At 54.8% G+C, this 11,846-nt stretch carries 10 protein-coding genes; 4 read left to right on the forward strand and 6 right to left on the reverse strand.

Features of this window, described 5'->3' with window-relative positions; all coding sequences use genetic code 11:
* Together V6D20_05790 and V6D20_05795 are read right to left on the reverse strand one after the other, a co-directional pair.
* The coding region (locus tag V6D20_05790) for a PAS domain S-box protein (GenBank protein ID HEY9815297.1) at nucleotides 1–2,792 on the reverse strand (2,792 nt) is incomplete at its 3' end.
* Nucleotides 2,793–3,185: 393 nt separating this feature from the next.
* On the reverse strand, nucleotides 3,186–3,377 hold the full coding sequence (locus V6D20_05795) for a DUF2949 domain-containing protein (protein HEY9815298.1): 192 nt from the start codon (nucleotides 3,375–3,377) through the stop codon (nucleotides 3,186–3,188).
* A 206-nt stretch (nucleotides 3,378–3,583) separates the two neighbouring features.
* On the opposite strand from V6D20_05795, the gene V6D20_05800 reads away from it, so the two are divergent.
* Entirely contained in the window at nucleotides 3,584–5,128 is a 1,545-nt protein-coding gene (locus V6D20_05800) for an NAD(P)/FAD-dependent oxidoreductase (protein HEY9815299.1), read from the forward strand.
* A gap of 34 nt (nucleotides 5,129–5,162) precedes the next feature.
* The gene (locus V6D20_05805) at nucleotides 5,163–6,056 is read left to right on the forward strand and encodes a DMT family transporter (protein ID HEY9815300.1); all 894 of its coding nucleotides are present in this window, start codon (nucleotides 5,163–5,165) and stop codon (nucleotides 6,054–6,056) included.
* Between the two features lie 4 nt (nucleotides 6,057–6,060).
* Here V6D20_05805 and V6D20_05810 read toward each other — a convergent pair whose 3' ends face one another.
* The 3 genes from V6D20_05810 to V6D20_05820 form a co-directional block, all read right to left on the reverse strand.
* Nucleotides 6,061–6,963 (reverse strand): hypothetical protein, encoded by a 903-nt coding sequence (locus tag V6D20_05810; GenBank protein ID HEY9815301.1) that lies wholly within the window; start codon nucleotides 6,961–6,963, stop codon nucleotides 6,061–6,063.
* 111 nt (nucleotides 6,964–7,074) lie between these two features.
* A complete protein-coding gene (locus V6D20_05815) occupies nucleotides 7,075–8,772 on the reverse strand; it encodes an iron ABC transporter permease (protein HEY9815302.1) in 1,698 nt (565 codons plus the stop codon).
* A 20-nt stretch (nucleotides 8,773–8,792) separates the two neighbouring features.
* Nucleotides 8,793–9,017 (reverse strand): hypothetical protein, encoded by a 225-nt coding sequence (locus V6D20_05820; GenBank protein ID HEY9815303.1) that lies wholly within the window; start codon nucleotides 9,015–9,017, stop codon nucleotides 8,793–8,795.
* 18 nt (nucleotides 9,018–9,035) lie between these two features.
* On the opposite strand from V6D20_05820, the gene V6D20_05825 reads away from it, so the two are divergent.
* Both V6D20_05825 and V6D20_05830 read left to right on the forward strand, forming a co-directional pair.
* Complete coding sequence (locus V6D20_05825) at nucleotides 9,036–10,160, forward strand: ABC transporter ATP-binding protein (GenBank protein HEY9815304.1); 1,125 nt, start codon at nucleotides 9,036–9,038, stop codon at nucleotides 10,158–10,160.
* A gap of 5 nt (nucleotides 10,161–10,165) precedes the next feature.
* Nucleotides 10,166–10,786, forward strand: a complete 621-nt coding sequence (locus V6D20_05830; GenBank protein HEY9815305.1) for an HAD family phosphatase — start codon at nucleotides 10,166–10,168, stop codon at nucleotides 10,784–10,786.
* 117 nt (nucleotides 10,787–10,903) lie between these two features.
* Here V6D20_05830 and argF read toward each other — a convergent pair.
* A partial coding sequence (gene argF, locus V6D20_05835; GenBank protein HEY9815306.1) for an ornithine carbamoyltransferase occupies nucleotides 10,904–11,846 on the reverse strand: 943 nt, incomplete at its 5' end.

The raw sequence follows: 11,846 nt of genomic DNA on the forward strand, positions 1-11,846 counted from the left end.
ATAGCGATGCCATTCACGGCGGCTTCAATTAACGCCAACTGGCGTTGTAAGGCAATTTCGGTGTTGTGACGTTCGGTGATGTCTTGATAGGTGCCCAGAACTCCAATGACATCGCCGGCCAGATTATGGAGGGGCAGTTTATTGGTTTCTACCCAGATGATCGTACCGTCCTGTTGGTACTGAGTTTCGATAATGCCAAGGTTAGCCTTGCCACTCTCGATGACGGCGCGATCGTTGGTGCGATAGTTTTCCCCTTCCGTTGCGCCCCAGGGTAGATCCAAGTCAGTTTTGCCCACCAATTCTGAAACGGAACTGAGGGCTGCATTTTGGAGAAAGCGCTGGTTGCCCCCGAGGTAGTTGGAGGTTCGATCTTTCCAAAATACCGAGATGGGTACGGTGTCCAAGATAGTTTGCAGAAATTGTTGGGATTCTTGCAGAGCGACTTCATAGCGCTTGCGATCGCTAATATCTACCACCACACAGACACAACTGCTGTCATCATGGGACAGCATTGCCACCCCAATCAGCACGGGAACCAGAGACCCGTCTTTATGGCGGTAGACCTTTTCCCAGGGGGCAATGGCACCGAAACGCTGGAGGTGGGCGATCACGTCTTGGTTTTGGGTCTGATACTCTGGTGGAGTTAGATGCGCCCAGTTCATGTGGTTTGCCTCTAATTCCTGGCGGCTATAGCCCAACATATCCAAGAAGTGATCGTTGGCATCACTGATGTGGCCACTGAAGTCAGTGAACATCATCCCCACTACATTTGACTCAAACACCTGCCGAAAGCGGACTTCGCTTTCCCGGAGGGCTTGTTCTGCTTGTTGGCGATCGCGAATATCGTGGAAGATGGCTTGGGCAATGGTTTCTCCTCCCACGTCAATCACGGAGGCGGTGGACTCTACAGGGATCCGCTGCCCGTCTCGCCGCAGGAACTCAAGGCTTAAGGTTCCTAAGTGTTCCCGATTAAGCAGAGCTTCAAAGGCTTTCATTAATGTGGGCAAGGTTTCTGGTGGGTGGATCTGGGTGAAGTGCATCCCCACCAACTCGTGGCGGTCATATCCCACTAGATCGACGGCTTTTTGATTGGCTTCAATGAAGTATCCCTCGGTATTGGTTAGCAAAATGGCATCGCTAGCTCCCTCCATCAGGGCGCGGTAGCGAGCTTCGCGGGCTTCCAGTTCAGCAGTGCGCATAGTCACCCGAGCTTCCAGTTCGGCATTGAGCCGAGCCAATTCCAGTTCTGCTTGCTGGCGATCATGAATTTCGTCTTGAAGCTGTTGGTGGCGAGTGGCCTGCTGGAGGGCGATCGCCAATTGTGTGGAGAGCGATCGCAGAAACTCAACCTCCGTCGGCTGCCATTCACGGGGCTGTCGTTCAGTCACATTCAGCAGACCCCATAGCTGGTCTCCACAGCGCAAGGGCACCAAGATCTTGGCCCGGGTCTGGAGCCGAACCAGCATGTCGCGGTGACAGTCCGACATCTCGGTGGCGTAGATATCGGGCACCACTCGAATGTGCCCCTGGCGATAGATCTCGAATTGGGTTTGCTGCAAGCAGGTGTCGGCAATGCGCTCCCCCAATAGGGATAGATCAGATTGAGTGGACTCGGCCACCACCACCGTCACCCACCCTGCCTCAAACCGCCAGATGTTGACGCGATCGCAGTTGAGGATGCTCCGTACTTGCTGCGCGGTGGTATCTAAAATGGCCTGAACATCTAAGGATGCCAAAATTTGGGAGGACAACCCGGTCATGAGGCGATCGCGCTCCGCCTGCACCTGAATGGTTTGGGTGCGCTCTGCCACCTGCCGCTCCAGTTCCACCGCCCGAATTTCTAACAGCGAAATCCGCTCTGCTTCTAAGCGGGTTACCTTTTTCTCTAGCACCTCTGCTAGGTTGTAGAGCTCTAGGGGGTTAAAAACCTGCAGCAAGCTGCTTTGGGTGACAATGCCCAGCAACTCTCCCTGCTCTCCGGCCACGATGACCCGGCGAATCCACTGCTGTTCCATCACCTTCTGCACCGTCCACAGAGATTCTGTGGGCGTGATGGTAAACACCGGACTACTCATCACCTCCCGGGCTAAGGTTGTGGGTAAATTGAGCTCTAGGGCTTGAAACTGGACAAGATCACGCTCGGTTAGCAGCCCTACTGCTCGGTGAAAGGGGGCATCAGCACTACCGCCAGGGATAGTAATCACCACGGAACTCACCCGCCGCTCGGTCATCAGACGAGCAATTTCTAGCATGGAACTGTCGGGTGAGGCACGGAGTACTGACGAGGTCATCACTTCCTGCACCATCCGCAACCGTAGTAAATCTACAGGGCGAGTCAGTTGTCGTAGGCTTTCATGGGTGACAAGGCCAATTAGGCAATCCTGATCGTCCACGATGGGCACGTGGCGAATGCGATGCTGTTGTAACAGGTTGATGGTGGTGAACAAATCTATCAGATCTGATTCCCGCAGGGTGATCACCGGCTGAGTCATCACCTGGGCAATGGGCAACTGATCGAGAGGCTGCTGCTGGGCACTGAGACGCACAACATCTCGCTCAGTTAAGATACCCACCACCCGATCCTGATCCACTACGACCACACAACTGGAACGGGCCTCTATGTGCAGGGTATCGCCTGGGGATTGCCCGCGATCAGAACTGCACTGGGCGCGCACCCCACTCATGGCTGCGATCGCAGCCTGCACCGTCGTGTTAATGGATACAGCTAACGGCTTTTGAACCGTTGCTGCGGTTAAGTTCGTATGGACAAAACTAACCGGATGACTACACATGAAGGGGGTACCGTCAAGAATAAAAGCTCTTTCTACTATAGCCAGGCGTAATCTAGGAGAAACCTCAATGTTTTGAGTAAAAGTTGTAATTTATCTAAACATTTCTGAGGCTAAACGTCTCAACGGCACGTTAACGATTCACAACACTAATGATTCATCGCACTCATCGATGATGCCGTCATGGTTTTGAACCTCAAGGCATTGAATTTACCGTAACTTGAGTTTGGGATAAGCTGAAAGCTTCATTCTCTCGTGGACTAAGATCTTGATTTTTTCAGGCAACACGTTGAAAAATCTCCTTAACCCGAACTGATGTTACCGTATGGACGATGTCACTCCATGACTATAGCGTAGAGAACTTAGCTTGCGCATCCTATCGGATCAGTTCTAGCTTTAGGCCGTTTCTAGCCAGTCAAAAATACTGTCGAGCTGCTCTAGAGTCACCAAACCATATTGCCAAAGCACCATGGGCAACAGGTGAGGAAGTTGCCCATTCAATTGTCGCAGAGCAGTGGCGATCGCTGCATCGGAAAGGTCAAGGTCAGCTTGGAGGAAGCGAATAAGTTTGGATTGAAGGGGATTCATGGGAGGGGCCGTCAGAACTAAGGCTAGTATAGGTAGGTTTGTAGCGCAGGAGTAGGGGGAAGATACGGTTTTAGTCCCAATAATAATTTTATATCTCCGTATATTTCTGTAGAAACTTTTGCCTCAATAGATACCATGCTATGTTTCCTGCAAGTCGTTACATCAGCGATACACTTCGTAATAGCTGACGATGGAGATCTAGGTACATGACAGAACAACGCCTCCAACACCGAGATGGCGATTACGATGTGGTGATCATTGGCAGCGGCATTGGTGGGCTAGTGGCAGGGGCGCTGCTGGCTCGCTATGGCAAGTCGGTGGTGGTTTGTGAAAGCCACAGCATTGCCGGTGGGGCAGCCCATAGCTTTGAGCGTCAGGGCTTTCAGTTCGACTCGGGGCCGTCTTTTTACTGTGGGCTGGGCGATCGCGCCTCCATCAATCCGCTCCGTCAGGTTCTGGATGTTCTGGGTGAATCCTTAGAGGCGATCGCCTATGACCCGCTGGGGCATTACCATTTTCCCGATAGGACGGTGCCGATCTATGGCGATGGCGATCGCTATCGAGCTACCCTGGCCGCCGTCACCCCCCAAGGTGCCCAGGAATTTGCCGCTTTTGAAGCTCGTTTACTGGCGCTGTATCAAGCCCTGCGTCCAATTCCCACCCTGGCTCTTCGAGCCGATTGGCATCTGGCGCTGACCCTGCTCCGTCGCTACCCCGGCGCGTTGCTGAATCTCCTGCCCCATCTGGGAATTCTGCAATCCTCCGTGGGCCAGGTGATGGATCGCACCGTGCGCGACCCTTGGGTGCGGCGATTGATTGATCTGGAATGTTTTCTGCTGTCGGGTCTGCCAGCTCACGGGACAATTGTGCCGGAAATGGCGGTGATGCTGGGGGAGCGATCGCACTCCCAGGTGGACTATCCCAAGGGCGGCAGTGGGGCGATCGTGCAGGCGCTGGTGCGGGGTCTACAGCGTTGGGGAGGAGAGCTGCGGCTGAATACCCATGTGCAAGAGATCTTGGTTCAGCAAGGACGGGCTGTTGGCGTAGGGCTGAAACGCGGTGGTGAGATTCGCGCTCGGACGGTGATTTCCAATGCCACGATTTGGGATACCTACCGGTACCTGCTGCCCCCGGATGCGGTACTTGAATCAGTGCGGCAGGCGGCTCTGGACACTCCTGCCGTCCATAGCTTCATGCACCTGCATTTGGGAATTCGCAGCCAGGGGCTAGAGTCGTTGACGGGACATCACGTGGTGGTGCAAGACGGCCCAGACCTCACCCAGCCAGGTCAAACCTGCATGATCTCGATTCCCTCGGTGTGGGATGCCAGTTTGGCTCCCGCTGGTCATCATGTGATCCATGCCTATACCTTGGAACCCTATGAGCCTTGGCGATCGCTTTCCCCAGATCAATACAACCAGCGCAAACAAGACCGGTCTCAAGTGCTCTACCGGGCCCTAGAGCGGGTGATTCCTGACTTGGGCGATCGCTTGGTCTTGGAACTGATCGGCACCCCCCGCACCCATGCCCGCTTCCTGCGCCGCCATCAGGGTACCTACGGGCCGGCAATCGCTGCTGACCAAGGGCTATTTCCCAGCACCCATACTACAATTCCCGGTCTATACCGCGTTGGCGACAGCACCCTCCCCGGCATTGGCATTCCCGCCGTCGCCGCCTCTGGTATTCTCTGCGCCAATACGCTAGTATCATCCTCCCAGACCGCTGACCTACTGGCTGGTCTGTCTTCTTGATCTCTACCTCCATCTATAACCACCCATAACTGCCTTGTTCACCCCCATAATTGGCGAACTAGCCGCCCTCACCGCCGCCCTAATCTGGGCTGTGGCCTCTTCTATCTACGCCAGCCTTGGCAAACAGGTATCGCCTCTAGCGCTGAACCTGTCCAAGGGTCTCGTGGCCGTCACCCTGGTCGGTCTGACCCTGGCTGGTCGCGGCACCTGGCCCGATGTGCCCGGTTGGGCGATCGCTCTCTTGCTCCTCAGCGGCGGTATTGGCATTGGCCTGGGAGACACCGCTTTCTTCACCTCCCTAAACTGTCTAGGGGCAAGGCGGGGGCTGTTGCTGGAATCCCTCGCACCCCCCATGGCTGCCTTGATTGCCCTGATGGTTCTGCAAGAATATCTGCCCCTAGCTGGCTGGCTGGGTATTGGGCTCACCGTCGGCGGTGTGGCCTGGGTGGTGGTGGAGCGCACTCCCAGCACGCCGCAGTTCCAAGCTCGGCCTCGGCGGGGCATGATTTTTGGATGTTTGGCTGCTCTTAGTCAAGCTAGCGGCGCGGTGCTCTCGCGGGCTGCTCTATCCGGCAGTGAGATTGATCCGCTGTGGAGTACTTTCCTGCGATTGGTGGGCGCTTTGCTGGCGCTGGTTATCCTGGTGGCGGTGCGCCAACAGCAGGGGGAGGTGGTAGCCCTAGGGCGATCGCGACGGCTGGCTCTTACCGTCGCCGTGACCGCTTTCTTCGGCACCTATCTAGCCATCTGGCTGCAGCAAGTTGCCCTGAAGTTTACCGCTGCGGGTATTGCCCAAGCGTTGGGGGCTACCAGTCCCCTGTTTGTCATTCCCATTGCGGTTTGGATGGGCGATCGCGTTAGTTCTCGGGCTCTACTGGGTATGGTGGTGGCGTTGGGCGGCGTATGGCTGCTGTTTGCGGCTCGTTAGCCCGTCAGGTGCCTTGGGGAGAGCGATCGCCCTCTAGTACTTGATGGAAATAGTTGACAATTTCCCGCACCACGCCGCTCTTGCCGCGACAGTCCAGCATGAGAATTTCGCCCGCCAGCGCTCCGGCACTGTTGAGATCTTGGACAATTTTGGTTAATCCATGGCCCATATAGCCCGTGATGATCACAATCAGATCACAACGGCTAATCTTGGCTTTGACCTTACTGCTACTGGTGCTGACTTCTGTAAAGGGCGGGATTTCAACGCAGTTTTTAACCTTTAGACCATAGCTATCAGATAACGTTTGAAGGACGCCTTGGCGGGTGCTGGAGTGGCCACCGACTAGGGCTACGCTGTAGGTAGAAAGATCGAGAGTGGGCGGGTCTGGTGCAGGATCGGTTGCTGGAACTGGCGCATGGGTTAGGTGGGCTTCATAGTAGGTGAGCAGTGCTTTGAGGGATTCGATTTGTTCCTCTTGCTCTAGGGTCTTGAGCTGCAGGTCATCATAGTCTGACGTGAGGCGATCGCACTCATGGCGAAGCTGTTCATTATCTTGGCGTAGATGCTGGTTTTCGTCGTCAGCATACTGTTCAAATTCCTGAGTTTGACGAAGTTGCTGATTATCCTGCCGTAGGCGGTGGTTTTCCGTATCAGCATGTTCGGCATATTGCTCAAACTCCCGCGCATCTTGCCGGAGGCGATCGCATTCCTGGGTGAGGCGATCGCATTCCACGAGTAGATGATCGCGCTCAGCGGTCACCGTTTCTAGGGACTCGAGAAGAAAAACCTCCCGGCGATCGCGCCGCTTATTTTGGCGAATCGTGCCGGTCAGGCGGCTTGTGTGGGATAGCGTGCGCGAAAGGGTCGTTGTGACAAAGCGCCCCCAGCGTGACAGAACTCGTTTCATGGTGCCCTATCCTAGCGAGATGGGAGTAGCACTGTCAGGTAGACAACATTGGTTCCCATTTCTGACCAGTCTGCCACAAACCTCCTAGAATGGTCATCACCCATGACGCAACTAGGGGGATGGACGCGCCCGAGAACGGGTAATTTGCACGCTCAGAGCAATTACCGGTATCAGTCCCACCAGCAAGATGGCCAACGCCGGGGCCGAAGCTTCCACCAGCCGTTCATCTGCTGCATAGCGATGCACATAAACCGCCAGGGTATCAAAGTTAAACGGACGGATCACCATGGTGGCAGGCAGCTCTTTCATGACATCCACAAACACCAACATAATTCCCGTCAGCAAACCCCCAGACATCAGCGGTGCATGGACTTTCAGCAATGTGCGACTTGGGGTTTGTCCTAGGCTGCGGGACGCATCATCTAGAGTGGGTTTAATTTTAATTAAGCTGGATTCTACAGCCCCAAAGGAGACGGCTAAGAAGCGCACGAGGTAGGCAAAAATCAGGGCAGCGATGGTGCCGCTTACCAATAGTCCTGTGGAAATATCAAAAAGCGATCGCATTTGGGCATCGAGCCAGTTGTCAAACCGAGCGACGGGGATGAGCGTACCAACGGCAATGACGGAGCCGGGAACGGCGTAGCCCATGGCTGCTAGTCTTGTACCCAAGCGCATTCCCCAGCTCGGCTTCAGCCGCACCCCATAGGCCATGATGATCGAGAGGGCAATGGCGATCGCTGCCGTTAGGGTTGCCAAGATCAGGCTATGTTGCGACAGTTGCCAGAAGTTACGGTTTACCGTGCGTTCTAGGTTGTTCAGGGTCATGTTGGTAAACAACCCGACGGGGATCACCAAGCCCAATAGCACCGGTACTGTACAGATGGTCATGGCCAGGAGCGATCGCCAGCCCTTTAGATGGTAGGTGGAGAGGGTTTGGTTGCGGCCGACCGTTTGGTAATATCTGGCCTGCCGTCGTGACCAGCGCTCTAGCAAAATTAGCCCAAAGACAAACAGCAGCAGGCAGGTAGCTAACTGGGCTGCGGCAATGCGTTCACCCATACTGAACCAGGTGCGATAGATGCCGGTCGTGAAGGTTTCGACGCCAAAGTGCTGCACGGTGCCAAAGTCGTTGAGGGTCTCCATGAGGGCGAGGGAAACACCAGTGGCGATCGCTGGCCGAGCTAGAGGTAGTGCCACTGTGAAAAAACTTTTCCAGGGGCCCCGTCCTAGGGAGCGACTGGCTTCCATTGTACAAAGGGCCTGATCAAGAAAGGCGACCCGCGCCAGCAGGTAGACATAGGGATAGAGAACCAAACTGAGCATGACGATCGCCCCCCACAGCGATCGCACGTTGGGAAACCAGTAGTCGTTGGTGCTAGACCAGCCAAACCAGAGACGCAGCGTCGTTTGCACTGGGCCAAAATATTCAAACACATCGGTGTAGGCATAGGCGAGCAGGTAGGCTGGAGCCGCCAAGGGCAACAGCAGCGCCCACTCAAACAGCTTGGCTCCTGGGAATCGACAGAGGGTGACCAGCCAAGCCGTAGATACACCGATCCCAAAAACCCCAATCCCCACGCCGATCATCAGCCAGAGAGAGTTGAGAACATAGCGCAACAGCACTGTATCCACGAGATGGCTCCAGACGTCTCCAGTGTTGGTGAAGATACTGCTCAATACCACTAGGGTCGGTGTGGAAATTAAGAGAGCGATCGCCATGACTGCCATCGTCCAACCCTGAGATGGCAACGCTTTTGCCCAACTGAGCAGACTGGAAAGGTCAAAAGAAGATGAAGTTTTAGAAGACACCGGGATATAACTTGCTATGCTTAATGAGAATGACTTTCAAAATACTGTACACTATACAGCAAGATACCGATACAGTCATTGTGCTTATGGGCATTTCTGGCTGTATGCGCGGTTTTGGCAGCAATCGCTTGGAATGACATATCCATTTCTTCTAGGCGGATGATCACCTGGGCGATCGCTGCCTGCGGACTGCGACCTATTGACTGCGGCTCACTGACTACGACTTTCTCTTTCCCATTATTCAAGTATTAACTCTTTACGCTATGGTTTCTTTGTCCCAGCATCAACGGCTGTATCCTGCTTCAACGTCATCGACAGCCATTGTCCAGCTTAACGATCTCACCAAATATTTTCCACGATTGACCAATCCAGCTGTAGAGTCAGTGAGTCTAACGTTGGAGCAGGGAGAACTGTTAGCCTTGCTGGGCCCCTCCGGTTGTGGAAAAACCACTCTACTGCGTCTGATTGCCGGATTTGAACACCCGGATGCCGGTCAGGTGGCGATCGCTGGTCAGACGGTCTCGGGTGATGGCTGCTGGCAAGGGCCAGAACGTCGCGGCATTGGCATGGTGTTTCAAGACTACGCTCTGTTTCCCCATCTCACGGTGTTTGACAATATTGCCTTTGGCCTACCCGCCACCCGAGGTAAGGCCAAAATGGAACGGCGGCGGCGGGTGGTGGAAGCGATAGCTCTGGTGGGTCTCGATGGCATGGAGCAGCGTTACCCCCACGAGCTATCGGGCGGACAGCAGCAGCGGGTAGCCCTAGCCCGCGCCCTAGCGCCACGCCCTCTGCTGGTGTTGCTAGATGAACCGTTGAGCAACCTAGATGTGCAAGTGCGGCTGCGGCTGCGGCAAGAACTGCGGGCTATCCTGAAAAAAGCCGGTACCACGGCTATTTTTGTCACCCATGATCAAGAAGAGGCGCTGTCTATGGCCGACCGGGTGGGGGTGATGCACCACGGTTGCCTGGAGCAGGTGGGCACACCGGAGGAGCTGTATCAGCATCCCCAATCGCGGTTTGTGGCAGAGTTTGTCACCCAAGCCAATTTTCTTCCCGCCCAGCGTCAAGGTAATCTATGGCATACGGAAATTGGTGACTTTCCTCTGACTGCCGTTGAGGTTCACCAGCTCCAGGATGTGACGCCGACGGCCATTGATGTGATGCTGCGCCAAGAAGATGTGCAGATCCAACCGGACGAAACCTCACCCATTGTGGTTAGCGATCGCCAGTTTCTAGGACGCGATCAGCGCTATAGCCTGACCCTACCGAGTGGACAGTCGCTTTCTGTGCTAACCTCGTTGCCGGTGCATTTAAGGATGGGTGCAAGGGTGCGCGTGACGCCCCAGGCTACTCACCTGCACGGCTACCCTCATCGATTGGCCTAGACTCTATGATTCGCAGCCTTATTTTTGACCTCGGAGGCGTGATCATCAATCTTCGCTACCAAGCAACGATAGATGCTTTCAGTCGTCTCTGCGGGTTTGACGTCAGCTCCCTCTACACTCAGCATCAGCAGGATCCCCTCTTCGATCGCTACGAGATGGGACAAATCTCCTCCGCCGAGTTTCGTGACGGGATGCGATCGCTGCTCGGAATCACCTGTGCGGATGACGAAATCGACCAAGCTTGGAACGCCATGCTGTTGGATATTCCGCCATCACGGGTGTCTCTTTTGCAACAGCTTCGTGATCACTACCGGCTGTTTTTGTTATCCAATACCAACGAAATTCATAAGGCAGAATGCGATCGCATCTTTGCTCATGCGTTCGGATCTGAGCTTACCTTATCCGGGCTGTTCGATTATGCTTATTATTCCCATGAGGTAGGCGATCGCAAGCCCCATGCCAGTATCTTTCAGCGGGTGTTGCAGGATCACGATCTCGATCCGGCTGCGACGTTGTTTATTGAAGATACTCAGCAGCATATTGATGGAGCGATCGGGGTAGGCTTGCAAACTGTTCATCTTACAGGTGGGCAAACCATTCACGATTTAGAATTATTGCCAAAGTAAGATATGCTCGACAATGTGGTGCGATCGCAAGGCTCACATATGCTAGGGTAAGAATTCAAGCTTGTTATGAAGAGGCGATCGGGTTGAGGGGGCGATCGCTTCTTCCTGTCCCTAGTGCTAGCTCTCCAATGCCCCGAGCGTGCTGACCAACAGTGCTTTCTGAGCGTGGAGACGATTTTCGGCCTCATCCCAAATGCGAGACTGGGAGCCCTCCATCACGTCTTCTGTAATTTCTTCGCCTCGGTGGGCTGGCAAGCAGTGAAGTACGATCGCTTCTGGGTCGGCTAAGCCCAATAAGCTAGCGTTAATTTGGTAAGGCTGGAAGATAGGAATGCGGCTTTCGGCGAGGTCTTCCTGACCCATGCTGGCCCATACGTCGGTATACAGCACGTGGCTACCTTCTGCGGCCGCTTTGGGATCATCGGTGATGATGACTTGGGAGCGATCGCCCGCAATTCGACGGGTTTGTTCAATAATCTCCGGCAGGGGTTGATAGTCAGCGGGCGTGGCAATACGAACATGGATGCCCGCCAAAGCGCAGCCAATCATCAGGGAGTGGGCCACATTATTGCCATCGCCGAAGTAGGATACCGTGAGTCCGCTGAGCTGCCCAAAGCTTTCTTGAATCGTCTGTAAATCCGCCAAAATCTGGCAAGGATGTTCCAAATCCGTCAGGGCGTTGATGACCGGGATGTTGGCATAGTGGGCAAAGGTTTCGAGTTCTGCCTGGGCAAAGGTGCGAATGGCCACAATATCCAGGTAGCGATCGAGGACGCGAGCTGTGTCCATGAGGGGTTCACCCCGACCCACCTGGGTGACGCTGGCGTTTAAGTCCAGCACCTGTCCGCCCAGTTGGTACATGGCCACCGAGAAGCTGACGCGGGTACGAGTTGAGGCTTTGCTAAATAACAGCCCAAGTACCTGGCGGCATTGGGGCTGCACCTCGCCGGTTTTGAGGTTAGCTGCTAAGGTTAGCAACTCTAGCAACTCCGCCTCGCTGAGATCGGCTAGGCTCAACAGGTCTCGTCCGTTCAACGCCGCTAAACTCATGGGATTCTGG

It is taken from the genome of Candidatus Obscuribacterales bacterium, from assembly GCA_036703605.1.
Classification (GTDB): domain Bacteria; phylum Cyanobacteriota; class Cyanobacteriia; order RECH01; family RECH01; genus RECH01.